Annotated in this window: 20 protein-coding genes and 1 tRNA gene; 8 read left to right on the top strand and 13 right to left on the bottom strand. The window is 64.1% G+C overall.

The features are described from left to right. Positions 1 to 287 precede the first annotated feature (287 nt). A complete protein-coding gene (locus HNS03_RS11605) occupies positions 288 to 1,832 on the top strand; it encodes an NAD(P)H-hydrate dehydratase (protein WP_367195454.1) in 1,545 nt (514 codons plus the stop codon). A gap of 19 nt (positions 1,833 to 1,851) precedes the next feature. Here the strand turns inward: HNS03_RS11605 and HNS03_RS11600 are convergent, their stop codons facing one another. Continuing rightward, a complete protein-coding gene (locus HNS03_RS11600; protein ID WP_367195453.1) occupies positions 1,852 to 3,453 on the bottom strand; it encodes a hypothetical protein in 1,602 nt (533 codons plus the stop codon). A gap of 247 nt (positions 3,454 to 3,700) precedes the next feature. Here HNS03_RS11600 and HNS03_RS11595 point away from each other — a divergent pair. The 6 genes from HNS03_RS11595 (at position 3,701) to HNS03_RS11570 (ending at position 11,044) form a co-directional block, all read left to right on the top strand. Further along, positions 3,701 to 3,785: transfer RNA gene (locus tag HNS03_RS11595), tRNA-Leu, on the top strand. Positions 3,786 to 3,916: 131 nt separating this feature from the next. Beyond that, entirely contained in the window at positions 3,917 to 5,302 is a 1,386-nt protein-coding gene (gene tig / locus HNS03_RS11590; RefSeq protein WP_367195451.1) for a trigger factor, read from the top strand. Positions 5,303 to 5,450: 148 nt separating this feature from the next. Beyond that, a complete protein-coding gene (locus HNS03_RS11585; RefSeq protein WP_367195449.1) occupies positions 5,451 to 6,074 on the top strand; it encodes an ATP-dependent Clp protease proteolytic subunit in 624 nt (207 codons plus the stop codon). Between the two features lie 264 nt (positions 6,075 to 6,338). After that, positions 6,339 to 7,607 carry an ATP-dependent Clp protease ATP-binding subunit ClpX gene (gene clpX, locus HNS03_RS11580; RefSeq protein ID WP_367195448.1) on the top strand — a complete coding sequence of 423 codons (1,269 nt, stop codon included), beginning with the start codon at positions 6,339 to 6,341 and terminating at the stop codon, positions 7,605 to 7,607. Between the two features lie 441 nt (positions 7,608 to 8,048). Further along, entirely contained in the window at positions 8,049 to 10,484 is a 2,436-nt protein-coding gene (gene lon, locus HNS03_RS11575; protein WP_367195446.1) for an endopeptidase La, read from the top strand. A gap of 284 nt (positions 10,485 to 10,768) precedes the next feature. After that, a complete protein-coding gene (locus HNS03_RS11570; protein WP_367195445.1) occupies positions 10,769 to 11,044 on the top strand; it encodes an HU family DNA-binding protein in 276 nt (91 codons plus the stop codon). A 277-nt stretch (positions 11,045 to 11,321) separates the two neighbouring features. Here HNS03_RS11570 and HNS03_RS11565 read toward each other — a convergent pair whose 3' ends face one another. Continuing rightward, entirely contained in the window at positions 11,322 to 13,322 is a 2,001-nt protein-coding gene (locus tag HNS03_RS11565; RefSeq protein ID WP_367195443.1) for a diguanylate cyclase, read from the bottom strand. Between the two features lie 184 nt (positions 13,323 to 13,506). Between HNS03_RS11565 and HNS03_RS11560 the strand changes: the two genes are divergently transcribed. Then, positions 13,507 to 14,763 carry a cytochrome P450 gene (locus tag HNS03_RS11560; protein WP_367195441.1) on the top strand — a complete coding sequence of 419 codons (1,257 nt, stop codon included), beginning with the start codon at positions 13,507 to 13,509 and terminating at the stop codon, positions 14,761 to 14,763. 70 nt (positions 14,764 to 14,833) lie between these two features. Here the strand turns inward: HNS03_RS11560 and HNS03_RS11555 are convergent, their stop codons facing one another. Genes HNS03_RS11555 through HNS03_RS11505 form a run of 11 tightly spaced genes read right to left on the bottom strand, consistent with a single transcriptional unit; the run spans position 14,834 to position 25,768 of the window. Further along, positions 14,834 to 15,124 carry a Caa(3)-type oxidase subunit IV gene (locus tag HNS03_RS11555; protein ID WP_367195440.1) on the bottom strand — a complete coding sequence of 97 codons (291 nt, stop codon included), beginning with the start codon at positions 15,122 to 15,124 and terminating at the stop codon, positions 14,834 to 14,836. Further along, positions 15,121 to 15,762: a cytochrome c oxidase subunit 3 gene (locus tag HNS03_RS11550; RefSeq protein WP_367195438.1), complete on the bottom strand. Its 642-nt coding sequence runs from the start codon at positions 15,760 to 15,762 to the stop codon at positions 15,121 to 15,123. The genes HNS03_RS11555 and HNS03_RS11550 overlap by 4 nt, the downstream gene beginning before the upstream one ends. Next, positions 15,755 to 17,407, bottom strand: a complete 1,653-nt coding sequence (locus HNS03_RS11545; RefSeq protein WP_367195437.1) for a cbb3-type cytochrome c oxidase subunit I — start codon at positions 17,405 to 17,407, stop codon at positions 15,755 to 15,757. The genes HNS03_RS11550 and HNS03_RS11545 overlap by 8 nt, the downstream gene beginning before the upstream one ends. Next, the gene (coxB, locus tag HNS03_RS11540) at positions 17,404 to 18,345 is read right to left on the bottom strand and encodes a cytochrome c oxidase subunit II (protein ID WP_367195435.1); all 942 of its coding nucleotides are present in this window, start codon (positions 18,343 to 18,345) and stop codon (positions 17,404 to 17,406) included. Before coxB ends, HNS03_RS11545 begins: the two co-directional genes overlap by 4 nt. Continuing rightward, entirely contained in the window at positions 18,342 to 18,722 is a 381-nt protein-coding gene (locus tag HNS03_RS11535) for a hypothetical protein (RefSeq protein WP_367195434.1), read from the bottom strand. Before HNS03_RS11535 ends, coxB begins: the two co-directional genes overlap by 4 nt. Then, the gene (locus HNS03_RS11530; RefSeq protein ID WP_367195433.1) at positions 18,715 to 19,773 is read right to left on the bottom strand and encodes a hypothetical protein; all 1,059 of its coding nucleotides are present in this window, start codon (positions 19,771 to 19,773) and stop codon (positions 18,715 to 18,717) included. Before HNS03_RS11530 ends, HNS03_RS11535 begins: the two co-directional genes overlap by 8 nt. After that, the gene (locus HNS03_RS11525) at positions 19,770 to 20,309 is read right to left on the bottom strand and encodes a cytochrome c (RefSeq protein WP_367195431.1); all 540 of its coding nucleotides are present in this window, start codon (positions 20,307 to 20,309) and stop codon (positions 19,770 to 19,772) included. The genes HNS03_RS11530 and HNS03_RS11525 overlap by 4 nt, the downstream gene beginning before the upstream one ends. Then, on the bottom strand, positions 20,306 to 20,833 hold the full coding sequence (locus HNS03_RS11520) for a DUF3341 domain-containing protein (RefSeq protein ID WP_367195430.1): 528 nt from the start codon (positions 20,831 to 20,833) through the stop codon (positions 20,306 to 20,308). The genes HNS03_RS11525 and HNS03_RS11520 overlap by 4 nt, the downstream gene beginning before the upstream one ends. Continuing rightward, complete coding sequence (nrfD, locus tag HNS03_RS11515) at positions 20,830 to 22,194, bottom strand: NrfD/PsrC family molybdoenzyme membrane anchor subunit (protein WP_367195429.1); 1,365 nt, start codon at positions 22,192 to 22,194, stop codon at positions 20,830 to 20,832. The genes HNS03_RS11520 and nrfD overlap by 4 nt, the downstream gene beginning before the upstream one ends. Next, on the bottom strand, positions 22,191 to 25,115 hold the full coding sequence (locus HNS03_RS11510; RefSeq protein ID WP_367195427.1) for a 4Fe-4S dicluster domain-containing protein: 2,925 nt from the start codon (positions 25,113 to 25,115) through the stop codon (positions 22,191 to 22,193). The genes nrfD and HNS03_RS11510 overlap by 4 nt, the downstream gene beginning before the upstream one ends. After that, positions 25,112 to 25,768, bottom strand: a complete 657-nt coding sequence (locus tag HNS03_RS11505) for a cytochrome c3 family protein (RefSeq protein ID WP_367195426.1) — start codon at positions 25,766 to 25,768, stop codon at positions 25,112 to 25,114. The genes HNS03_RS11510 and HNS03_RS11505 overlap by 4 nt, the downstream gene beginning before the upstream one ends. Between the last annotated feature and the right edge of the window lie 389 nt (positions 25,769 to 26,157).

The raw sequence follows: 26,157 nt of genomic DNA, 5'->3' as shown, positions 1-26,157 counted from the left end.
GTCGCACAGCCGGCGATGGCCCGATATTCCGAGGCAAACCGAGCGATGCAGCGATTTGTCCATTTATTATGCATTCTGATTAAAAGTTGGTCGATTGCAGTGCAAAGCCTTTGTGCGACCGCGATCGCTTCCCGAGCGGATCTCTCCATCCGAGCCTGGGAAGACCTTCCGATTCGGTCATGAGGGGGCTCGCGGCCGTGTTTCGCATCGGGGTCGATGCGAGTGGCCGAAATCGGCATAGAATGGAGATGAGAACCGCCTGAAAGCATGAGGCGGGACAGAATTGGATGTGGGCCGTGATGCTGGAGCTGTTAACCCCGGAGGAGATGGGCCGGGCGGACCGTTATGCGATCGAGGCAGGGACGCCGGGCCAAGCCCTGATGGAGCGGGCTGGACGGGGCGTCGCCGACGCCGTCATCCGCCGTCATCCTCCAGGGGCCCGCGTGGCGGTGATGGCGGGGCCGGGCAACAATGGGGGCGATGGCTTCGTCGCGGCGCGCCTTCTGGCCGCGCACGGCTACCTCGTCCGGCTGGGCCTGTTGGGCGATCCGGAGAAGCTCTCCGGCGATGCCGCCTGGGCTGCGAGCACGTGGGAGGGCGAAATCGAGCCGGCGGGGACGGGGATCGTCGCTGGTGCCGACGTTGTGGTGGATGCTTTGTTCGGCGCGGGTCTGGCGCGTGCGATCGAGGGGCGTGCGGCAGACTTGGTTCGGGCGATCAATGCGTGCGGCGCGGATGTGGTGGCGGTGGATCTGCCGAGCGGGGTTTCGGGTCGCTCCGGACGGGTGCTCGGCTGGGCCGTTAGGGCCGGTGCGACGGTCACCTTTTTTCGCAAGAAGCCCGGACATCTCCTGTTTCCCGGGCGCGGCCTGTGCGGATCCGTGGAGCTGGTCGATATCGGCATTCCGGATGCCGCTCTTGGTAAAATCGCGCCGACGGCATTTTACAATGCCCCGGAGCTATGGCGTGCGGCTTGGCACGCCCCGCGCGTGGACGGACACAAATACGCTCGCGGCCATGCGGTCGTCGTGTCCGGTCCGATGGCTCAGACGGGAGCCGCGCGCCTTGCGGCGGGCGCGGCCCTCAGAGCCGGATCGGGCCTAGTTACGGTCGCCTCGCCGCCCAATGCGCTTATGGTCAATGCGGCGCACCTGACCGCCGTGATGGTCCGCGCTATCGATGGGGCGGAGGGGCTCGCGGCACTGCTGTCCGATCGGCGACTGAATGCGGTTCTGATTGGGCCCGGCGCCGGAGTGGGCGAGGGGACGGCCGCGTCCGTCGAGGTGATTCTCGGAGGTGAAGATCGTTCGCCCGGCGCGCACAGGGCCGTCTGCCTCGATGCCGACGCGCTGACAAGCTTCGCCGATCGGCCCGAGCGGCTGTTTCAGGCGGTGCAGGAGTGGCCGGATCGCCCAGTTGTTCTGACGCCCCATGAGGGGGAGTTCGCCCGGATCTTTCCCGACCTGGCTGCGAACGACGAGGCCGTGGACGATGCCGCGCCCTCAAAGCTCGACCGTGCCCGCATGGCCGCCGCGCGCAGCGGGGCGGTAATCCTGCTCAAAGGCGCCGATACCGTGGTTGTGGCACCCGATGGACGCGCCGCAATCGCAGACAATGCGCCGGCATGGCTTGCGACCGCAGGCTCCGGCGACGTGCTCGCCGGCATCGTGACGGGCTTGCTTGCCCAATCGCTTCCGGCGTTCGAAGCTGCCTCAATGGCGGTCTGGTTGCACGGCGAGGCCGGTCGGCACGCAGGCGCCGCCCTGATTGCGGAAGACCTGGCGCCCGCTCTGAAGTCGGTCATTGCCGGACTGGTCGGGCAAGACGCGTAGCGCGCAGCGCTGCCGTCGATCAGCAGCCCGGCACGGCGATCCCCGGCTCCAGGCGAAAAATCGGCCGATCTTCGCGGGCGTGCAAGGTACCCGCGGCGGAGAGGCGACCGTCCCCGACGATCCGGTCGACGAGCCGTTGCATGGCGTCGCTGTCGACGACGAAGAATTGCGGTCGGCCGGCTTCCGAGACGGCATTGATCAGGGTCGACTGCTCGCATTCGCCGGTGAAAATGACCTTGGCTGCGTATTTCTGGCGATAGTAGCGCAGAGTGCCGCTGGTCATATCCGCCCAGACGATCGCCTCCGGGGCGAGCACCTCTGCCGGAGCTTCGACCCGATAGCTGTGGCGTGGCAGCATCAAGACCTGGCCGGCGGCGAGCACCGCGACAACGGTGACCACGGCCCCCGCAGCCCGCAGACGCAGGCCTTCCACCCCGGTGGTCTCCGCAACCACGAAGACGCACAGTCCCACGCAGAAGGCAGAGGTCGGGATCAGGTAGGGCGTGGCGGCGATTTCGTGGGTGCCGAAAAAGACGATCGAAATGCCGTAGGCCGCCGCGCCACCTAGGAATGCCGCCCAGCATCGACGGCGACTTTGTGGCGAGGGGGCGAAAACAGCCGCCACGAGCACCAGGAGAAGCGCGGCAAGGGCGCCCCAAGTCACCGGCGTCGCAGGGGTGTCGAAGAAATAGAACCGCAAATTGCGGAGGAACAGCGCAGTTTCGAACCGGGCAGGCGCGGAATCCGCCACCCCGTAGGTCGATTCAAAAATGCCGCCCGCGTTGATTTTGTTTGCCGTCAGCAAGGGAAGCAGGCCGATCGCGAACACGACCACGCCGGACAGGAGAAAAGGGAGTTGGCGCGCGAGCCGCTTTGGCGACAGGCTTCCGATCGCGATCACGATAAAGACGGCCATCCCGATCACGACGAAGGCATTGGCGATTCGCAGATTCATCAAGAAAGCGGCGAGCAGGCCGAGCAGGGCGCCCGTCCACCAGCTTGGGCGGTCGGGGCGATGCGTTCCGTAGAGAAGAAGAGCAGTCGCCAGGGTGATGAAGCCCAAGGTCGGCGCAAATGATGCGCTCACCATCAAGGTACTGTTCGCCAACGGCATGGCAACGACCACGAGACCGCCGATGACAGCGGCGGTCGACACGAATGCCGGCAGGCTCCGGACCGCAAAGATCCCGAAAACCGCCAGGACCACCGCCAACGAGAGCAGGGCGAGCGCTTCGACCTCGCGATCTTCGGGCAGCAGCGACAGCAGGAAGCCGGTTCCCGGCGGATACTGAAGGATGACGCTATCCGAGCCCTCCTCATAATGATGGCAGTGTGGCGCAATCATTTCCCCGAACTGATCCGGCGTCAGCCCGGCGGCACGCGCTGTCTTGATGAGAAACAGCACCTCCTCGTCCTGAGCTCGGGTATCAAGACCATTGACGAAGCCCTTGTCGCGAAAGAGCTCTTGCTGCCGGGCGTATCCGTAAGGGTCGCAGCCGAACGGATAGTCCGGGATCGAGGGCTTTGCGAGCAGGACGTAGATAATGCCAACCGAGACAAGAATGGTCGCGATGGCAACCGTGGACGCAAGTCGGCTGAACGGTCGGCTCGGTGTCACCATTGCGCGCTTTCTCTCGGGGCTTGACCACGCTCTTGAAGCCCACGTTCGGCTACCAAGGCAAGCCTCGATGTGCGCACGAAGATGTGGACGGCTGCGGATCGCAGCCCTGCGCAGACCGCAGGTCGATTCTCCCCGACAGCGCGCCCGCAATTCCGAAAAGAAAAGATCACAAACCCTGTCGCCATGGCGCTGAATTTGTGCAAAAAGCGGTGCCCAACCGGCGTGAGTTGGCCGAAATTGGCGCCGCGCGGGCGTGGTGGAATTGGTAGACACGCTGGATTTAGGTTCCAGTGGCGCAAGCCGTGGGGGTTCAAATCCCTCCGCCCGCACCAGGCAGCGTTTCGACGGCAGCCCTTGCAAACGCGATCGGGCATCTCTTATCTCACCGGCACCGTTTGCAGCCGCAGACGTGGCGGACGCCGTTCAACCCGAATTTTCACGACTGGTAGCGAAGAAGAACAGTATGCAGGTCACCGAGACGCTTTCCGACGGTCTGAAGCGCGAGCTCGAGGTCGTCGTTCCGGCCACCACGCTCGACGAGCGCCTCGATCGTTACTTGTCGGAGATGAAGGACTCCGTGAAGTTGAACGGTTTCCGCCCGGGCAAGGTACCGCTGACCCATCTGAAAAAGATGTACGGCAAGCGGGCGATGGGCGATATCATCGGCGAGGTCCTGAACGAGTCGGTGCAGCAGGCAATCAACGATCGCGATGAGCGCCCGGCGACCCAGCCGGACGTGGACTTGCTCGAGGGCGTCACGATGGATGGCGTCGTGGAAGGCAACGCCGATCTCGCCTTTAAGGTCTCCTATGAGATCCTGCCGGCGATCGAGCTCAGCGGCTTCGACAAGATTGAGATCGAGAAGCCGGTGGCCGAGGTCGCCGACGAGAAGATCGACGAAGAGCTGGCGCATCTGGCCGAACACAATCGCCTCTACGACACCAAGGACGGCCCGGCGGAAGAGGGCGACAAGGTCAAGCTTTCGTTCGTCGGGAAGATCGACGGCGAGGCATTCGAAGGCGGCGCGGCGGAAGATGTCGAAGTCGTGATCGGCGACGGCCGCTTCATTCCGGGCTTCGAGGAGCAGCTCACCGGAGTGGCGGCGGGCACGGAGAAGGTGATCGAGCTGAGCTTCCCGGAGGACTATCCGGCCGAGCAGCTTGCCGGCAAAGCCGCGACCTTCGACGTCACCGTCGCGGAGGTGACGGCGCCTCAGGAGACGGTCATCGACGATGCGTTCGCAGAGCGCCTCGGGCTGGAATCCCTGGAGAAGCTGCGCGAAGCGCTGAAGAGCCAGATGGAATCCGCCTACAACCAGGCAAGCCGCGAGAAAGCCAAGCGTGCTTTGCTCGACGCCCTCGACGAGGCCTACAAGTTCGAGGTCCCGGAGAAGCTGGTGACCGCCGAGTTCGATGCGATCTGGCAGCAGGAGATGGCCGAGCGCGAACGGTCCGGCCGCTCGTTCGAGGACGACGACACGACCGAGGAAACGGTGCGCAACGACTATCAGGGCATCGCGGACCGCCGGGTGCGGCTCGGCCTGCTCCTGTCGCGGATCGGCGAGAACGCCGAGGTTCAGGTCAATGACGAGGAGCTGCAGCGCGCCCTGATCGAGCGGGTCCGCCAGTTCCCGGGCCAGGAGCAGCAGGCCTACGAGTACTTCACCAAAACGCCTGAGGCGATGGCATCGCTGCGGGCGCCCCTATATGAGGACAAGGTGGTCGACTATCTGTTCGAGCTCGTCACCCTGAAGGAGAAGCCGGTGAGCGCGGATGAGCTGCTCGCCGATCCGGAGGGCGGCGATCACGATCATGACCACGATCACGAGCACCACCACCACGATCACTGATCGGGCGGCGGACAGAAGCGGGATGAGGTTGCGCGGGCATCGGTTGTTCGCCCGCATCCCGCATTCTGCTGACTGATCCAGACGACGGACGCGGGCGTTCGGCCCGCGTCTTGAGGACCCCAAACGAGCGCCTCCAGCGGGACCGGGTATGAAAGATCCGATTGACACCTACATGAGCACTCTCGTGCCGATGGTCGTCGAGCAGACGAACCGGGGCGAGCGGGCCTACGACATTTTCTCGCGCCTCCTGAAGGAGCGCATCATCTTCATCACCGGTCCGATCGAGGACACTGTCGCCTCGCTGGCCTGTGCGCAGCTCTTGTTCCTGGAGTCGGAGAATCCGAACAAAGAGATCGCGATGTACATCAATTCGCCGGGCGGCATCGTGACCTCCGGCCTCGCGATTTACGACACCATGCAGTTCATTCGCCCGTCGATCTCGACGCTGTGCATCGGCCAATCGGCGTCCATGGGCTCGCTGTTGCTCGCCGCCGGCGACAAGGATCTGCGCTTCTCGCTGCCGAATGCCCGTATCATGGTGCATCAGCCGTCCGGCGGTTTCCGCGGCACCGCGGCCGATATCGAGCTGCATGCCAAGGAGATCCTTGCGCTGAAGCGTCGGCTGAACGAAATCTATGTGAAGCACACCGGGCGAGCCCTCGACGAGATCGAAGAGGCGCTTGAGCGCGACAATTTCATGACCCCGGATCGGGCCAAGGAGTTCGGTCTGATCGATCAGGTGATCTCTAGCCGCACCGCGCTTGAAGGCTAGTTTTCTGGGGAGCTTTCAAGCTCCTTGGGAGGCAAAAGCAAATCTGCAAGGGGCAAGGGACGTGGTTTTTCGCCGCGTTCCTTAAGGAAATGGAAGCCCGATGCAGGCTTGATTTGCCAATAGGCACCGTGATTGCATAGCTGAGTCGGGCCAGCGAACGAATCTCGGAGTTGAACTCCGGGCCCTGATGCTGTGCGATGGCAAGAGGGGGGACATGCACCGTCGCTTCGTGTGGCGGTCAGCAGATACGAAGAGGTTGATTGGATGAGCAAGGTCAGCGGCGGCGGCGACAGCAAGAACACCCTCTACTGCTCGTTCTGCGGGAAGAGCCAGCATGAGGTGCGCAAGCTGATCGCGGGGCCCACCGTGTTCATCTGCGACGAGTGTGTCGAGCTGTGCATGGATATCATTCGCGAGGAGAACAAATCCTCGCTGGTGAAGTCGCGCGACGGGATTCCCACCCCGGCCGAAATTCAGAAGGTGCTCGACGACTATGTGATCGGCCAGCCGAGCGCCAAGAAGGTGCTGTCGGTCGCCGTCCACAATCACTACAAGCGGCTGAACCACGCCTCGAAAAACAACGATGTCGAACTGTCAAAGTCGAACATCCTGCTGATCGGTCCGACCGGTTGCGGCAAGACGCTGCTCGCCCAGACGCTTGCGCGCATCCTCGACGTGCCGTTCACCATGGCGGATGCGACCACGCTGACGGAAGCCGGCTATGTTGGCGAGGACGTCGAGAACATCATCCTGAAGCTCCTGCAGGCTGCGGACTACAATGTCGAGCGTGCCCAGCGCGGCATCGTCTACATCGACGAGGTCGACAAGATCAGCCGCAAGTCCGACAACCCGTCGATCACGCGCGACGTGTCGGGCGAGGGCGTGCAGCAGGCGCTTCTGAAAATTATGGAAGGCACGGTCGCAAGCGTTCCGCCCCAGGGGGGACGCAAGCATCCGCAGCAGGAGTTTCTTCAGGTCGATACGACCAACATCCTGTTCATCTGCGGCGGCGCGTTCTCGGGTCTGGAGAAGATCATTTCCGATCGCGGCCGGACCACGTCCATCGGCTTCTCCGCCCAGGTGATGGCGCCGGAGGACCGTAAGACCGGCGAGCTGTTCCATGCCGTGGAGCCGGAAGACCTCCTGAAGTTCGGTTTGATTCCGGAGTTTGTCGGCCGTCTTCCGGTGATTGCGACCCTGGAGGACCTGGACGAGGCAGCCCTCGTGCAGATCCTGCGTGAACCGAAGAATGCGCTGTCCAAGCAGTACTCTCGGCTGTTCGAGATGGAAGGCGTCGAGCTCACCTTCCACGAGGACGCGCTGGCGGCAATTGCCCGGCGGGCGATCGAGCGCAAGACCGGTGCGCGTGGTCTGCGCTCCATCATGGAGGAGATCCTGCTCGACACCATGTACGAACTTCCGGGTCTGGAAGGCGTGCGTGAGGTGGTGATCTCCCAGGAAGTGGTCGAGGGCAAGGCGCGTCCGCTCTACATCTACGCGGACCGCGCAGGGACCTCGCTAACGTCGGCCTGACCGGAATTTTCCAGCGATGGACGGATATCGGGCGCCGGGCGGGTCACCTCCCGGCGCTTCGTTTTTTCCGGCTGGACGCAGGTGAGGAGATATCCTCGCCATCAGCGACTTGAAACGCCGTATATAGCGGTCCACCTATTGAGAAACGTTTGCGGTCGTGGGGGGTCAGGTGCACGCCAGTTTTGGGTGCTTCCCTGGCCCGGCCGGATGCGGAGAAGGCGTCAATCCACAAGGATGCCGCATCCGCTCAAAACGCCGCAGCTCCGGTGGCCCGACTCGTGCATTATCAGCACATGGCGAGTTCGGCTCCGGGATCGACCTGCGATCAGGATCTCCCTCTGATCCCAGTTCTCGGTCGTTGGACGAAAGTCAGAGCACCGCTTCGGCGAGGGGTCCGAACCCACGCCTTTGCCTGGGGTGCTCTCGGGAAAGGACGGACGAATGAGCAGTTTGGAAAACCAGGACACACGGCAAGGGGATGCGGGACAGGTTTATCCCGTGTTGCCTCTGCGCGACATCGTCGTGTTTCCGCACATGATCGTGCCCTTGTTCGTGGGGCGCGAAAAGTCGATCCGCGCGCTGGAAGAGGTGATGCGGGCCGACAATCAGATCCTGCTCGCCACCCAGAAAGAGGCCGGTGACGACGATCCGGCACCGAGTGCGATCTATGAGGTCGGTACGCTCGCCACCGTCTTGCAGCTTCTGAAGCTGCCCGATGGCACTGTGAAGGTGCTCGTCGAAGGCAATGCGCGCGCCAACATCACACGCTTCACCGATCGTGAAGGCTTCTTCGAGGCTGAGGCGGACCTGATCGAGGAGACCGTTCCCGACGAGGTTGAAGCCCAGGCGCTCGCCCGCTCCGTCGTGAGCGAGTTCGAGAGCTATGTGAAGCTCAACAAAAAGGTTTCGCCGGAGGTCATTGGCGCAGTCTCTCAGATCGAGGACTATGCCAAGCTCGCCGACACGGTGGCCTCGCATCTCGCCGTGAAGATCCCGGAGAAGCAGGAGATCCTCGCGATCGCCTCCGTCTCCGAGCGTCTGGAGAAGGTGCTGGGCCTGATGGAGAGCGAGATCTCCGTGCTCCAGGTCGAAAAGCGCATCCGCTCGCGCGTCAAGCGCCAGATGGAGAAGACCCAGCGCGAGTACTATCTGAACGAGCAGATGCGGGCGATCCAGAAGGAGCTGGGCGACGGCGAGGACGGCAAGGACGAGCTGGCCGAGCTCGACGAGCGCATCAAGAAGACCAAGCTCTCCAAGGAGGCCCGCGACAAGGCCAATGGCGAGCTGAAGAAGCTGCGTCAGATGAGCCCGATGTCGGCGGAAGCGACCGTCATCCGCAACTATCTCGACTGGCTCCTGGGCCTGCCGTGGAAGAAGCGGTCACGGGTGAAGCACGATCTCTCGCATGCCGAGCATGTGCTGGAGACCGATCACTACGGGCTTGAGAAGGTCAAGGAACGGATCGTCGAGTATCTCGCCGTCCAGAGCCGGGCGAACAAGCTGAAGGGTCCGATTCTGTGCCTCGTCGGCCCGCCCGGCGTCGGGAAGACCTCGCTCGGCAAGTCGATCGCGAAGGCGACCGGACGTGAGTTCGTGCGCATGTCTCTCGGCGGCGTTCGCGACGAGTCCGAGATCCGCGGTCACCGGCGCACCTATATCGGCTCGATGCCCGGCAAGGTCATCCAGTCGATGAAGAAGGCCAAGAAGTCCAACCCGCTCTTCCTGCTCGACGAGATCGACAAGATGGGCATGGACTTCCGCGGCGATCCGTCGTCGGCGCTGCTGGAGGTGCTCGATCCGGAACAGAACTCCACGTTCATGGACCACTATCTGGAGGTGGAGTACGATCTGTCGGACGTGATGTTCATCACCACGGCCAACACCCTCAACATCCCCGGACCGCTGCTCGACCGGATGGAGATCATCCGGATCGCCGGCTACACCGAGGACGAGAAGGTGGAAATCGCCAAGCGGCATTTGCTGCCGAAGGCGGTGAGCGAGCACGGCCTGAAGGACGGTGAGTTCACGGTCGACGATGACGCGATGCGCACGGTCATTCGCCGTTATACGCGGGAGGCCGGCGTCCGTAATCTCGAGCGCGAACTGGCCACGCTGGCCCGTAAGGCGGTCAAGGAACTCGTCATCTCCAAGGGCGAAACCAAGACCGTGGCGATCACCGACGCGAACCTGGATGATTATCTGGGCGTGCCGCGCTATCGCTACGGCGAGGCGGAGCTGGAGGACGCCGTCGGTGTAGCCACCGGACTGGCCTGGACCGAGGTCGGCGGCGAGCTTCTGACCATCGAAGGCGTCATGATGCCCGGCAAGGGCAAGATGACGGTCACGGGCAACCTGCGCGACGTGATGAAGGAATCGATCTCCGCGGCGGCGTCCTACGTCCGCTCCCGGTCGGTCGACTTCGGCATCGAGCCGCCGCTGTTCGACAAGAAGGACATCCACGTCCACGTGCCGGAAGGGGCAACCCCGAAGGACGGACCGTCGGCGGGCATCGCCATGGCGACGGCCGTGGTCTCGGTGATGACCGGCATCCCGATCCGTCGCGATGTCGCCATGACCGGCGAGATCACGCTGCGTGGCCGGGTGCTGCCGATCGGCGGGTTGAAGGAGAAGCTTCTGGCGGCGCTCCGGGGTGGCATCAAGACGGTGCTGATTCCGGAAGAGAACGCCAAGGATCTGGCCGACATTCCGGACTCGGTGAAGAACCGGCTGGACGTCGTTCCGGTCTCCCGCATGGACGAGGTGCTTTCCCGGGCTCTGGTCCGCACGCCGGAGCCGATCGAGTGGGACGAGAAAGCCCACGCCAACGATCCGGTGGCCGTCAGCGACGACGACAGCGCAGCCATGCGCGCCCACTGAACAAGGTTGAGCTCGGGTCGAAAGACCCGAGCTTGCCGACCCTATCGTTTCGCCGCAGCCATCCTGGCGATTCGGTGAGACGCGGCGATTTGCCGACAGGTTGTGACGACAATGCCCCGCGGAGCTTCCTCCGCGGGGCTTTTTTGTCATAGGACGCCCTTAAACGTCGGATTTCCGGGAAAAATTCGGAAAAGGCGGTTGCGCTCAAGCGTGTTTCGCCGCACCAAGAGTGGACGGCTGGGCTGGCTTATCCTTTGTGGCTGTCATTTAAGAAAGGGAACCACATGAAGAAGAACGATCTGGTCGCCGCGGTGGCCGACAAAGCAGAGTTGACCAAGCCGGCAGCCCAGAAGGCCGTCGACGCCATGTTCGACACCATTTCTGAGGCCCTGAAGGGCGGCGACGAGGTTCGCATTGTCGGCTTCGGCGTGTTTGCCGTGACCCAGCGCGCCGCCTCCGAGGGCCGTGACCCGCGCACCGGCAAGACCATCAAGATTCCGGCGGCGAACGTGCCGAAGTTCCGCGCGGGCAAGCCGCTCAAGGAGCTGGTGAACAGCTAATCCCGGCGAGTCGTTTCCGCCGATCAGGTGGTCTCGTACCCGATCGATCGGAAATGGCTCCAAAATCCGCCCGTCGATCTGTTCCGAACAGGGCTATTCAGGCGGATATAAGCGTCTTTTGAACGATGATTTCGGGTCGCTAAGGCCCGAAATCATGCATGTCTTGCCATTGCGCATGCAAGCACCCCCCGGCCGTCGGGGCGGCCCGGCTGGCCCAGTCGGTCGCCGGAGCCAGACTCTCCAAGTGGGTGTTCCGAACCATCCAAGGTCTTTTGCCTCAGGAATGGGCGTGGCGTCCGTCGCCACCGTGCTGGCTTTCGCTTCCAAACACATGGACCCGGTTGCGGCCGTTTCGTTTGGCCGCATAGAGCGCCTGGTCGGCAAGAGCCACCAGCCCGGCCTTGTCTGCTCCTGGATGATCGGCGGCGCGTACCAGACCCGCGCTGAAGGTGTGGAAAATCATGCCCGTCCCGTAGGACGTCCGCTTCATTTCAAACTGCTCCCGCGTACGTTCCAGTACAGAGCGCGCGGTGCTTTCCGTATGGGCGGAAAACAGCAGGACGAATTCCTCCCCGCCAAAACGTGCGATGGTGTCCTCGGCCCGCACCCCGGCGACCAGAATTCCGGCCAGATGGACCAATACGGCGTCACCTGCGGCGTGACTGTGGGTGTCGTTGATGTGTTTGAATCGGTCGATATCGATCGCGGCAAGCCAGAGATTGCCCGGCCAATTTCCACTGGCGGCCAATCGGTCGACCCGCCGGCCGAATCCCCTTCTGTTCAACAGTCCCGTCAGCGCATCTCGCGCCGCGGCCTCCTCGGCTGCCACCCGCGCCGTTTCTTGCCCGCGCAGCCACTGTGCGAGCGAGATGCTCAGGAGCAGGCTCTCCAGCACGGTCGCGGCGAAGGCAAGCTGGACAAAGTCCGTATGCGTGGCCGTAGTGTAGGGAAAGTTCAGCATGCTGCCGAAGGTGGAAAGCAGGGCGCCGATCGCAACGCTTACCCAGCCGAACACCATCCATTTGGCATAGGAGACACCGTCGCGGATCCACGCGATCCAACTGAGTGTCATGATGTAGAGCGTGGCCCCGTTGACGGCGACGAAACTCAGCGGGGCCTCCACGGACATCGGGAGGACCACGAGCGAGCCGACCGAAAGCGCCAGGCAGAAGAGCGCTACGCCGATGAGGATCCGATTGTGGAGGGGATGATTAGCCGCCATCTCGAGGTGGCGCCTGGCAAACTCGAATGCCGCGGCGGCGACTAGAAAAAGCGACCAATGAAAGCCGAGCTCGGCGATCCATGGTCGATCGGGATAGAGAACCAGATAACCGACGCCGGAAAATAGGGCGTAGGTCGCGACCAGACCGTACATATAGACGGCATAGGCGACCATACGGAGCTGGCGCATGATCGTGCCGTAGAGCGTCCAGAACACCGCCGTCATCAGAAGACACGCGATCCAGAACACGTAGAACGCCGTGTTCACGATGATGTGGCGCTCGAAAGTGGACGCGCTCCACAGGTGCAGACTGATGTGAAGTGGGATGATGTAATCGTTGCGAAAACTCACCACCACGTCGCGGCTGGCGCTGGCGGGAACGCTGATTTCGGCGGCGGGGCCCGCATAGGGTAGGGCCCGGTCGGCGAATGGGTCGTTGGCCCGAAAGACGGTTCGAGTGTCCTCACCATCCGGGGCAATGACGTTGACGGCGAATGTCGAGAGATTCGCAATATCGTGGCTGATGACGAGCGACTGGTCGTGGTTCGTGTCGTTCACTAGCCGGAAGGCAATTCGAAAAGTGTCTGCCGTGATCCCCTGGTTGCGCGTCGATGCGGTGAGGGGCTGCCAGGTCGGCGTCTCCAGAGCGGCGTCGAGGGTGAGGTCGGGCTCACTGGATCGCGAATAGGCGGCAAAGCCGAACAGGGTCGTCCCGCTAGAAAGCCGGCTGAGTTCGATCGGAGGAATATCCTGCCATTGCAACACGCCAGCTTGGACGACGCCGACGGCCAAAAGCACCAACAGCCAGGCAAGGGCGAGCCGGGCGCCAAATTGGGGTAAAATCCGCATGATTGGGGGGACCGCCACTCCTCCAAGACATGTGTGTGTGCTTAGCACGAAATCCTCGCCGGGAATGGTGGGCGCTGGCGAACTGCAGAATCCAGGGGGAGGGACGGCCACAACCGACGCTTCACATGACTCCACATGGCTCCGTTCCTTAGCGAGGCCGGTTCTGGAGCATCGTCTTCCCAGGCAAACAAATCGTCGGTGCGTCACGGGATGGACGCCGACCCGATGGTGTTCAGGAGAAATCGGCGAATAAGTCGGAACGATCGCGCGCCTGCACGGGTTTGAGCCTTATGGCTTTAAACCGGCGCGCATCGGCAATCAGGGGAAACAAGACGACAAGGACTCTGCTGCCTGCAGGGACGCAGGTGTTTCTCCGTCGGGCGCGGTTGCGATGACTGCGATCCCGCATACAAGTGAGTTCGATCTCACCGCTTCCGTCTTGCGCGAAGGCTATCTTGCGCTTCCCCGAAGGCGCCAGGAGCTCGGCTCCGACGTGTTTCGTAGCCGGCTTCTGCTTTACCCGGTGATCGTCATGGCGGGAGAAAAGGCGGCGCGCGTCTTCTACGAGCCCGGCGCGTTCAGTCGCCAAGGCGCCATGCCGCAGTCGGTGGTGAAGCTGTTGCAGGATCACGGCAGCGTCCAGACGCTCGACGATGCGGCGCACCGGGTCCGCAAGCAGATGTTCTTGCGGATGATGACACCGACGGCGCTGGAGGATTTGGCGATCTGCTTTTCCAGGCGCTGGGCCGAGCGGTCGATCCAATGGGAAGCGCGCGAGCGCATCGTGCTGTTCGACGAGGTCCGCCCGATTCTCTGTGCGACGGCCTGCGATTGGAGTGGGATCCCCAGCGAGCGATATGCGCTCGAGCCCTTGAGCGACGAGCTGTCGGCCATGATCGAATATGTGGGCACGCTCGGCTGGCAGCATTGGCAGGCGCGTCGCGGCCGGCGCCGGGCCGAGCGCTGGGCGGCTGACCTCGTCGCTGATGTGCGTGTCGGAGAGGTCGATCCGCCGGCGGAGAGCGCGCTGTCGATCATTGCGCATCACCAGGACGCGGACGGACGCTCCCTTACGTCTGAGGTCGCCGCAGTCGAGCTCCTGAACGTTCTGCGCCCGATTGTAGCCGTCGCACGCTATGTTGTGTTCGCTGCCCATGCCCTGCATGTCTCCGGATCGGGAACAAACATCAATTCTTCCGATTCCGTGCTGGAAGCGTTCGCTCATGAAGTGCGGCGCGCCTATCCCTTTTTCCCCGCGATTGGCGGGCGTGCCCGGCACGATGTGGACTGGAACGACAACCGGATCGTAGCGGGAAGTTGGGTGCTGTTCGATCTGCATGGCACCAACCACGATCCCGCGATCTGGCCGGATCCGGATGTGTTTCGCCTCGAACGCTTTCTGGATTGGGATGACGACCCGTACCGCCTGGTCCCGCAAGGTGGTGGCTATGTCGAAACCAACCATCGATGCCCGGGAGAGCGGGTGACGATGGTGCTGATCAAGACGGCGGTGCGTGAACTCGTTGCTACCGACTACACCGTACCGCACCAGGATCTCTCGATCGATCTCGGCGAGATGCCCGCGCTCCCGAAGTCGGGCTTCGTGGTGACCGGTGTGCGGCGGCGCAAGGCGGTCACCGACGCGTAAGCGTCAGGCTTTGCGCGTTTGCCGACCCGGCCGATGACCGGCGCGCCGGCAAACGTTTTGGCGCCGATGGTCAGCTCGGCAGCCAGTTGCGCGTGACGTAGTCGGCGAAGGTCAGCGTGAACAGGATCACGAGCCAGAGTGACCCGGCCGCAGCCGTGAGCCATAAGGTCCGCGCGCTTGCCCCGAGCCCCATAAAGCCGAACGTGATCCCAAGGCCGATCAGCAGCGCGCATACGAGGTTGGCGGCGAGGTTGAAGCCCCCCAATGGCACGAACGAAACGCCAATCATGGCGGCGAACAGAACGGCGAGGCCAACGAAGATCAGCGCGCCTTTCAGCGGCGTGGGAGCGGTCACCTTCATGTGCGACCTCCGAGATAAAGCAGCACGAAGAAGATCACCCAGATGATGTCCACGAAGTGCCAATAAAGGCTGGTGACCTCCATTCGTGCCTGCCAGCCGGGCGGAGGGGCCGCGCGGGGGATGGTGATCGCCAAGACCCCAGCGAGCCCGACGGCGATGGTCAGATGGACGAAGTGCAGCCCGGTCATCACGAAATAGAGGAAGAAGAAGTGGCGGGCCGCTTCCGGGTGCGGTTTATCCCATTCGAACGCGAAGGTCGGGACAAGATGCTTGTGGGCGTCCTCGACATATTCGTAGCCTTTCAGCATCAGGAAGGCGGTGCCGATCGCCACGCACAGGAGCAAGAGGGCGCGCACTGGGCGCGGGTTGCCAACCTGCGCGGCTCTGAGCGCAAGCGTCATGACGAAGGAGCTTGTCAGGAGCAGGCCGGTGTTGACTGAACCGAGCAGCAGGTTGGTTTCTTGGCGGGCAAGACGGAAACCCTCCGCCTCGTTGAACACGCCAACGGCATAGGCAAGGAACAGCCCGCCGAAGAACAGGACTTCGGTCGCCAGGAAGATCCACATGCCGAAGGTGTCGGCATATTCGCGCTGGCCGGCGCTCTCGAACTGCTCCTCGATCCCGGTGTAGTCAGCCATCGTCGCCTCCGATTGTCGAAGACGGGGTGCCGTAAGGCGCCGAGACCACGCGCGGGCGGACATTGAAATTGCGCGTCGGAGGCGGCGACGTCGTTTCCCATTCCAATCCGATTGCGCCCCACGGGTTTGGGCCCGCGGCTCGACCGCAGAGAAACGACCAGCTCAGATAGATCAGCGGCATCAGATAGGCGAACGCCAGGACCACGGCACCGGCCGATGACAGCACGTGATAGATTTGAAACACCTCCGGGTACACATGGTAGCGTCGCGGCATTCCCATATATCCCATGATGAACTGTGGAAAGAACGTCAGATTGAAGCCGAAGAACATTAAGATCGCGGCCGTCCTGCCCCACTGTTCGTTGAACAGGCGTCCCGAAATCTTCGGCCACCAGTAGTGAATGCCGGCGAAGAGCGCGCTCACCATGCCGCCGACCATAATGTAGTGGAAATGCGCCACCACGAAGTAGGTGTCGGTAACGTGCACGTCGATCGGCAGCGAGGCCAGGAACAAGCCGGTGAGCCCGCCGAGCGTGAACAGCCCGACGAAGCCGGCGGCGTAGAGGAAAGGCGTGTCGATGCGGATGGTGCCGCCGTAAAGCGTGCCCAGCCAGTTGAACACCTTGATCGCTGACGGGATCGCGACAAGGAAACTTAAGAGCGAGAACACGATGCTCGCATACATCGACTGGCCGGCCACGAACATGTGGTGGCCCCAGACGAAGAACCCGATCACGGCGATTCCGACGAGGGAAAACGCCATCGCCCGATAGCCGAACACCGGCTGGCGCGCGGCGGTCGCGATCACCTCGCTGACGATGCCCATTCCGGGCAGAATCATGATGTAGACGGCCGGGTGCGAATAGAACCAGAACAGGTGCTGGAACAACAGCGGATCGCCGCCAACACGCGGATCGAACACCCCGACGCCGAACAGCCGTTCGGCTGCGATCAGCACGAGCGTCACCGCAAGAACGGGCGTCGCCAGCAGCATGATGATGCTGGTGGCGTAGAGCGACCAGACGAACAGTGGCAGCCGGAACCAGGTCTGTCCCGGAGCCCGCATGGTGTGGATCGTGACGACGAAGTTGAGGGCGGTCGCGATCGTGGAGAAGCCGGAGATGAAGACGGCGACGACGGCCAGGATCACATGGCTGTCGGAATAGATGGACGAGAGCGGCGCATAGAAGGTCCAGCCGGTGTCCACGCCGCCGACGATCAAGGCGAACAGGGCGACCAGGCCGGAGACGGAAAACAGATACCAGGAGAACAGATTGAGGCGCGGGAAGGCGAGGTCCGGCGCGCCGAGCTGCAAGGGCAGGACGAAATTGCCAAGTGTCGAGGGCACGGCCGGCACCAAGAAGAACCACACCATGATGATGCCGTGCAGCGTGAACATCTTGTTGTAGCCCTCGTCGGTCAGGAGGTCGCCGGCCGGCGTGACCAGCTCCAGACGCACGAGGGCAGCGCCGACGGCGCCGATAAAGAAGAAGAACACCAGCGTGCCCATGTAGAGAAGGGCGATCCGCTTGTGATCGAGGGTCGTCAGCCACGACCAGACGCTGCGCCCGTCGGCGAGATAGTTCTGGGTGCCGTCTTCGCGAAAGTGCAGCGGCTCCTGCTTGGCGTAGGTGAGCTCGGTCATGGCCGCTCTCCCGCGGATGCGTCGCTGCGCGACTGGATGTAGGCGATGAGCTTGTAGAGGTCGTCCTCATCGATCCCGGAAAAGTCCGGCATGACCGGGTCGAAGCCGGCCACCACCTGGGACTTGGGCCGCAGGATGGAGTCCCGCACATAGCGCTCGTTGGCGATGACGACCTCACCGTTCCGGAGCCCGACCGTGCGGCCGAACAGGCCGTCCAGGCTGGGGGCGCGGACGGTGCCGTGGGGCTCGTGGCATCCCGAGCAACCGAGCGAGCGGTAGAGCTCTGCGCCCTGGCTGACAAAGGAGGCTTGGGTTGGACGGGCTTCCAGCCACTCGGCATAGTCGGCCTCGGAGAGGACAACGACTTCCCCCGTCATCCGCGAATGGCCGGCCCCGCAGAATTCCGCGCACAAGAGCCGGAAACGGCCGGTGCGGGTCGCCTCGAACCAGACCAGCGTCTTTTGGCCGGGCACGGCGTCCTTCTTGATGCGAAACGCCGGCACATAGAAGGAATGGATGACGTCCTGGGAGGTCAGCGAGATGCGGATCGGTTCGCCTATAGGCACGTGCAGGGCGTTGATCTCGCGCTGGCCTGTCTCGTGCTGGACCTTCCACATCCATTGCTTGCCGACCACGTCGACATCGAGACCAGTCGGGGGCGGGTAGAACAGCCGGAAATCCTGCGCCGCGGCCCAAGTAAACAGCGTCATGAAGATCAGAAGCGGTAGCAGGATCCAGGTGAGCTCAAGGCGAAGGCTGCTCGCCGGCCGTTTGGGCCGCTCGAACCGGTTGCCCTCCCGATACTTCACGATCAGGTAGACGAGCGCGACCGAGACGCCGATCAGGACGGTGCCGCAGATCGCGAGCAACACGAAGAAGATCAGGTCGGTGTTGCCGGCAACGGTGGAGGCTTCGCCGGGAAAGAGCGAGAAGGTCACGGCAGCGGCCCTCCCGGCTGGTCCTGGGGCTTGGGCGTCGGATCGAGCCGGTAGCCATCGGCGACCAGGGAGGTCATGGCCGCGTCGATGGATGCAGAGGCCGGTTCGGCCGCCTTGCCTTCCAATACGGCCCGCTGCTTTGCGAGCGCGTCTTCAAGGTCAGCACTCGGATCGGTCTGCAGCACCGGATCGCCTTCGGCGACGAGGCTCTGGCAGAAGGCGGCGAAGCTTTCGATCGCCGGAATGTTGGAGGCGTAAAGCCGCATCAGCACAACGCTGACTCCGAGGGCGACGACGAGCATGCCTATGATTGCGAGCAGGACCCGAACGATCCAGACGACATGGACGCCTTCCGGCTCATAGCGTTGGTCAGCCATGGCGCCCTCTCCAGACGAACGAGAAGGTTGCCAGGAACAGGGCCGCAAGCCCGGCAAAGGTGAGGACTGCGACCACGGGCGCATCAGCATCAACCTCGAAAGCCGGCCCGACGAGCCAGACCGAGCGAAGCGCAAGCCCGGCCAGCACCAGGGCGGCCACGGCGGCAAGCACACGGCCGCCGGCACGTACCGTGGGACTGAGGAGCGCGAAGAACGGGATCGCCAGGGCAGCCAGCACGATCGCAACGAAGACCACGATCCAGCCGTCTCGGATGCGGTCCAGATACCAACTCACCAGCTCCGGAATGTTGCCGGCCCAGATGATCAGAAACTGCATGAACGCGAGGTAGGCGGAGCCGGCGATACCAACGAGCAGCAGCTTTGCGAGGTCGCTGACTGCGCCCGGCGCGTTGGCGTGGTTCGGTAAGGTGAGGATGAGCGAGGCGGCGATCGCCGACGTGAAGGCGTACGCGAGAAAAATTGCGCCATAACTTGTCGACTGCCACTCCGGATCGATCGACATGCCCCAGTCCATCGCGGCCAGGCTCCCGGTCACGACGAGCAGGATGAGTGCGACGGCCGCAACCGGCCGGCTCGCCCCGGTGGTGGGGGGACGAACCACCGCGAACACGGCCAGCGCGGCCCAGACCACGCCATAGACAACGGCGCGCAGCAGGAAGAAATCGACGCGCAACCAGCCGCGTTGGAAGGTGAGCTCCGCCGCGTGCGGTCCGGCCCAGGGATAAAGAAGCGGCAGCGAGGCCGCGAGCGGCAGGAACAGGACCATGACCAGCGGCAAAGTCGCGACGAGGGCGACCAGCGGACCGTATGCCAGCTCGCCCCAGCGCCCACCCGTGAGGGCATGGGTGTAGAGTACCAGCATGGCGCCGAGCGGCAGGCCGAGAAGGAACAGAAAACCGGCGAGAGTGGTCGCCATGGCAGCCTGCGGGGCCATCAGATAGGCCGCGACGACGGCGCCGGCTCCGGCAATTGCGGCCAGCGTGGCGCAGGCAGGGCGAACGGAGCGCTCGAAGGCAAGCCGGGTGGTCATCCGCCGGGCTCCTTCGCTTCAGGAACAACGGTCGCGGTGGCCGACATTTGCCTGGCGCGCTGAAGGGCGCGGACATAGGCGACGATCGACCAACGGTCGCGCACCGCAATGCGGTTGCCATAGGGGAACATCACGCCATAGCCATCGGAAATGACGTTGAAGATGTGCCGGTCGGAGACGCTGCGCAGTCGCGCCGTGTGGTAGCTCGGCGGAGCAGGAAAACCGCGCTGAACGATCATACCATCGGCATCGCCAGCCAGTCCGTGACAGGGGGCGCAAAAGATCTCGTAGCGCTCCTGCCCGCGCGACAGCAGGGCTTGGGTGACTTCGGGCGGATGCCGTTTCGCGCGCTCGCGCTCCAGTGCGCCACGGGCGACGGTTCCGGCCGGCGGCTGGCGGGCGGCCTGGGCCTGAGGGAAGCCGGGCGCGTCCTCGTAGGTCTCGTATTTCGGCTGGTCCGACATGTCGTCGCAACCGACGAGAATCCCAGCGAGGGCGCAGGTGAGTACCAGCATAAGGGGTGGACCCCGGCTCATTCCCACACCTCGCTGACGCTGGTTGCCCCGAAGCTCAAAAGCGCATCGCGGCCGCCGGGGTAGGAGCCATCGAGGGAACGCACCAGGAGCGCCAACTCATCCTGGGTGGTGCGCTCGAACCGAGGCACCTCGAACAGCGGGTGGTGATAGCGCGGCAGCCCGTTCGCGCGGAACATGGCGATGGCAGCGGCGAGCACCGCGGCGAGCACGCCGATCTCGAAGGTCGGGATGAGAAAGGCCGGCCAGGAAAGGCTCGGCCGCCCGCCGCTGTCGAACGGATAGGCGACCAAGAACGAATAGGCCTGCAGCGCGAAAATGAAACCCGCGCCGCAGAGCCCGCCCACGAGCGTCACAAGGTTCAGCCGGTTCCGGCCGGCGCCGATGCGTTCGGCGATCTCCTCGTCGCCGAACGGCAGAAAAGCGTCGACGATTTCGAGCTTGTCGGACGGTAGGCGGTCGAGCGCGGATTTCAGCGCGGTTTCGTCGGCAAAGTTCAGCAGATAGCGCGGCCGGGGCTCGGTCATTGCACCCTCCCGCGCAAAAGCTTGCGCATTTCATGCATGGAGACGATCGGAACCAGGCGGACCAGCACCAGGAAGAGAAGCAGGAAGAAGCCGAGCGAGCCGATCGTCAGCGCCCAATCCCAGACGGTGGGCATGTAGTCGGCCCGGCCCGACGGCATGTGCCCATGGGAGAGCGTGAAGACGATGATGCCGTAGCGCTCCAGCCACATGCCGATGTTGATCAGGATCGCGATCACCACCAGCGGCAGGATCCGGCGCCGTGCGGCCGGAAACCACAGCGCCTGCGGGATGACGACGTTGCAGGCGATCAGCGACCAGAACACCCACCAGTAGTCGCCGGTCGCCTTGTAGACGACGATCGACAGGTGCATGTCCTCGGCCGAATACCAGCCGATGAAGGACTCCATCGCGTAGGAGTAGCCGAGCACCAGCGCGCCGAAGAGCATCATCTTGCCCATGAGGTCGAAGTGGCGCTCGGTGATGTAGGCGTGGAGGTTGAAGGCGGAGCGGATGATCGCGGCGAGCACGACGACCATCGCGAAGCCGGAATACATCGCGCCGACGACGAAGTAGGGCGGGTAGATCGGCTCGTTCCAGCCCGGCGCGACACTGGCCGCGAAGTCGAGTCCGACCACGCTGTGCACAGAGACGACCAGCGGCGTCGCAAGGGCGGCGATCAGGATGTAGGCGCGCTCGTAGCGGCGCCAGTGGCCTGCGGACCCACGCCAGCCGAGCGCGAGTATTCCGTAGAACACCTGCTGGCGGCGCAGCCGTGCCCGGTCGCGCAGGGTCGCGAAGTCGGGCACCGCCCCGATATACCAGAAGGTCAGCGACACGATCAGGTAGACCGCGATCGCGAAGAAGTCCCAGACCAGGGGGCTGTTGAAATTGGGCGGCAGGCCCATGGTGGTCGGGTAGGGCACCAGCCAGGCAAACAGCCACGGCCGCCCGAGATGCAGGATCGGAAACAGGCCGGCGATCAAGGCGGCAAACAGCGTCATGGCTTCAGCAAAGCGATTGATCGACGAGCGCCAATCCTGCCGGGTGAGATAGAGCATCGAGGAGATCAGCGTGCCGGCGTTGCCGATGCCGATCCACCAGACATAGTTGGTGAGCGCCAGGCCCCAGACGACGCTGGTGTTGACGCCCCAGATCCCCACGCCCGCGATAAAGAGGTGCAGGATCGCGTAGGCGAACACCATCGTGAGCGCCAGCGAGGCGAGCGCCCAGATCAACCAGGCCCGGCTCGTGGGCCGTTCCAGGACGACATCGCTGACGTCGCGCGACAGGCCGCGGTCGGCGACCACCGGCGCCGATCCCGGCTCTGCGGCATGCAGCGAGCTGTCGGCCGCCGTCGTCATCCGGATTCCTCCGACCCGTCGTGTCCGTCGGAGGCGAGATCCGGGGCGGCGTTCACGACCCGCTTGAGATAGGTCGTGCGCGGCCGGGTCCCGAGATGGCCGAACAGGGCATATTCGTGCGGCTCTTCCCGCAACTGGCTGACGGCGGAGCCGGGGTCGTTCTTGTCGCCGAAGGTGATCGCCTGGGTCGGGCAGACGGCCTGGCAGGCAGTCTTGATCTCGCCGTCGGCGAGGGCGCGGCCGTCGACTTTCGCGTCGCGCCGGGCGGCGGAGATTCGCTGGACGCAGTAGGTGCATTTCTCCATGACGCCGCGGCCGCGCACCGTCACGTCGGGATTCTTCAACGCTTGCAGGAGCGAGGGCTCCGTGGGCGTCTGCTCGGCCTCCTGGATCGGGTCGCCGGCATAGTCGAAGAAGTTGAAGCGCCGCACCTTGTAGGGGCAGTTCGACTGGCAAAAGCGCGTACCGATGCAGCGATTGTAGACTTGGTCGTTCAGCCCCTCGTGATCGTGTACCGAGGCTTCGACCGGACAGACAGGCTCGCACGGCGCCTTTTCGCACTGCATGCATGGCACCGGCTGAAAGCGCGTCTCGGGCGTTTCGTCCGGCGTCTGGTGAACGTCGACTCGGAGCCAGTGCATGTCGCGGTTGCGGGCGATCTCCTCGGGGCCGACCACTGGCACGTTGTTTTCCGCCTGGCAGGCCGCAACGCAGGCGCCGCAGCCGATACAAGCGCTTTGGTCGATCACCATCGCCCAGGCGTAGCCCTCGTCATCGAGGCGCTCGGGATAGAGGCTTTCCGGCGGCTCCTCCCGCTCCTTCGGGCCAAGTGCGCGATAGTCCGCCAGCGAGACGATCTCCGAGGTGCGGGCATCCGGCGTGTCGAAGTCGTGCTGTGTGCGCAGCAGCGGACGATGGTCGCCGGTCTTGCTGATCTTAGCTCCGGTCAGGCGCCACGTGTCGGTGTCGGGCCGCAGGGAAAAGGCCGAAACGCCCTGCGCATTCTGCACCTGCCCGGCGATCTCGCGGCCGAAGCCGAGATGGAGGCTTGCCGCGCCGACCGCTTGTCCCGGCTGAACCGTCGCCGGAAGCTCGATCGTCGCGCCATTGGTCTTCACCCGAACCATGTCGCCGTCGGAAACATCGAGCGCAGCGCCATCGTGGGGGGATAGGAACATGGCGTTCTGCCAGACCAGTCGGGTGACCGGGCGCGGCAGCTCTTGCAGCCAGGCGTTGGCGGCGCGGCGCCCGTCCCAGAGGAACGGGTCTGGCGACAGCGCGATCTCCAGCCCATCCGTCTTAGGTGGCATGGACGCGTCGGACGAAGCCGGCGGGGCCGGCGCCAGTTCGGGCGCGATCGGAGTGAAGCCGGTGCCCGGCACCAGGCCATCGTGCAGGACCTTTCGCCACCGCTCCTGGAACGACCCGCCGTCGGCACCTTCCTGCTCGAAGCGGTTTTGCCAGGTGCGCCGAACCAGATCGTGCGGTGCGGTGACCGCGTCGCCGGCCATCAGGGCGACGAGTTCGTGCACCGAGCGGCCGCCCTTGAGGGGCCGCGTCAGCGGTTGGCAGATGGCAACGGTGCCGTCGGCAGCTTGGACGTCGCTCCAATCCTCCAGAAAGTGCCGGGCCGCGATCTGCCAGTCGCAGGCCTTTGCTGTCGCATCCAGGTAGAGGCCATGATGGACGGTGACATCGACCGCCTCCAGGGCCGCGCGCATACGTTCGGGATCGGGAGCACTGTAGATCGGGTCGCAGTCGAGAATGACGAGGCTGTCGATCCGCCCTGCGAAGGCGTCGTCCTGAAGCTGAGCGAGCCCCGGAAGGGTATCGAGGCCAGGATCCACCGGTGGCAGGTACGAGATCGTCGTGCCCGCATTGCCGAGGGCGACGTTAATCCGGTTGACAACGTCATGGATCTCCGCCGGCAGGCCGCGGCCAGCGACCACCGCGCCGCGCCCGCGATGGCCATCGAGATCGGCGGCCACCTGGTCGAGAAAGCGGTCGGCGGGGTCGGAGTCCATGCCCGCCTCTGGTCCGATGCCGAAGCGGGCGGCAAGCGCGTGGGCGAAGCGGTCGATCCCGCTAGGCGGGAGCGCCAGCCGATGGTCGCAGGAGGCACCAGTGGTCGTCGTTTCGCTCTCCACCGCGTAGGCGCGGTTGAAGTCGCCGGCTCCGCCTCGTGCCCGCCGTCGCGCCGCGAAATCCCGTGCGTGCCGAACCCCTGTGGTGGGCTCGGCAAACAGGTTGGCATCCAGGAACAGGACGATCTCGGCGCGATCGAGATGCGGGAAGGGAAGGGCCGGCTCTCCGAAGCTCCGGGCAGCCCCGGCCCGGGTGGCGGCGTCGGATATCGGCTCGTGGCGATAGATCGCCGCTTCGGGCATGGTTTCGCTCAGGCTGTCGAGCTGGCCGGCGAGCGTGAGCGAGCGCACCGCGCCCGTGAGGATCGCGAGGCCTTGGCCCGATTGCTCACGATGGGCGCGCACGCGGGTGCGAAACGAGGCAACGAAATCGCCCCAGGAGGTGAGGTCGCCGTCCCGATGGACCGCCTCGGTTCGAAGCGGATCGTAAAGGTCGAGGACATCGGCCTGGGAGGCCGCGTCGGTCGCCCCCAGGCTCATCGGGTGATCGGGATTGCCCTCGATCTTGGTGGGCCTGCCGTCGTGGCTTTCCACCAGCACCCCGCATCCGGTCGTGGGCGAGACGCTCGCGTAGAACAACGGCGTTCCCGGCACCATTCCTTCCGGCATGTCGACATAGGGCACGATCTCCTCGCGCGGCGGAACGCAACCGGCGAGGCTGGAAAAGGCCGCCGTCGCGCCCATCAGCTTCAGCGCGGTGCGCCGCGAGGGTCCCTTTGCGCCGCTCTGGCGCGCGCGGGAAAGACGGTCGACGAGGGTGTGCTTGTCTGCGCTCATCGGTGGCACGTCGAACAGTCTGTGAGGGTTTCGGTCTGGATGCCGTTTGCCTTCATCAGGTAGTGGCCAAGCTCAGCGCGCGACTTCTTCGTGCTCCAGCCCATGGCAAACACGGCGGACTTGGGACGCAGTCGTTTCGCCGGGTCGCGGTGGCAGTCGACGCAGAAGCTCATGGTCAGCGGCTCGGCCTTGCGGGTGAGCGGCATCTGGTCGACCCGGCCGTGGCAGGCTTCGCAAGGCACGCCCTTGGCCACGTGCACGGAGTGGTCGAAGTAGGCGTAGTCCGGCAGCGAATTGACCCGCTGCCATCGGATCGGGGCGCCGGTAGCCCAGCTCTCGCGCACCGGCTCAAGCACGTCGGCATCGGTCCAGAGCTGAGAATGGCAGGTCATGCAGACTTCGGTTTCCGGAACGCCCGCGAACGCGGAGGTTTCCACCGAGGCGTGGCAATAGCGGCAGTCGAGACCGAGGCCGCCGACATGATGCTTGTGGCTGAAGGGAACGGGTTGGTCGCGCACCAGGCCAACGGCCGTCGCGTAGGGTGAGCGCATCAGCAGGAACGTTACTCCCAAGGCCACCACGACGGCGATCGCGACACCCCAGATCGTCAGGCGCGCGAGGCCGTCGGCCTTGGGTGAGAAGATCTGCGGCATGCCCTCATTCCGCTCTGCATCGCTGCAGTGAAGGAACTCGCCAGATCACGTCGGTTTCGGCAGGAGGCCGAGAAAAACGAACGGAGTCAGTAGCCTATTGCAGAGTGTTTGCAGAAAGCGGCTTTCATCCGCCTCACCCGCTCCAGCGGTTCCCATTGGGCCGAACGACTATTCGTTGAAATTGTTCCATTCGGTGGGGCTATCGTCCTTGATGGGCCTTCAAGTCGAGCCGGACCCAAGAGGCGCTTTCACGCGATCAAGAGGTGCCGCGCTGGGAAGAAAAGTCACCAAGCGCAAATCGGTGGCAAGGCGGGTGGAACAAACGTCTCCGCGAATTGGTTGGGGGGCGGACCGCCAGACGCGAGCCGACAAAAGTCGTGACGCCGGTC

This window comes from Amorphus sp. 3PC139-8 (assembly GCF_040750475.1).
Lineage (GTDB): Bacteria > Pseudomonadota > Alphaproteobacteria > Rhizobiales > Amorphaceae > Amorphus.
This window is presented reverse-complemented; position numbering and strand designations above follow the sequence as displayed.